Origin of the sequence: Acinetobacter sp. AL9, from assembly GCF_041464035.1 — a bacterium.
Lineage (GTDB): Bacteria > Pseudomonadota > Gammaproteobacteria > Pseudomonadales > Moraxellaceae > Acinetobacter > Acinetobacter towneri.
Genome location: NZ_JAYFSK010000299.1, coordinates 1 through 228, shown reverse-complemented (window position 1 = coordinate 228; position 228 = coordinate 1). Strand labels below are relative to the sequence as shown.

The following is a 228-nucleotide window of genomic DNA, read 5'->3' as shown; positions in this document are numbered from 1 at the left end:
TAGGTTTATTGGTTTTGGCTTTCTGTGTCGCTGCATTAGTTTTATCTGCATTTAGCCGTTCCAGTTCTAGATCAACCGCGGCAATATCTTCTTCAACCGCTTCATCCCACAGATGGATTTGTTTTGCCGTTAAGTGTTCATTCTTTTGGGCGAATTTGTGCTTTTTAAACAGCGCCAGTTCATGCTCGTATTTTTGATTGAGAATAGAAAGATGTTGAACTTTAGAAT

At 39.0% G+C, this 228-nt stretch carries 1 pseudogene; it reads right to left on the bottom strand.

Annotation, left to right across the window (positions count from 1 at the left end):
• Positions 1–228 (bottom strand): annotated as a pseudogene (locus ACEO2X_RS14800) (IS66 family transposase); the annotation flags it as partial.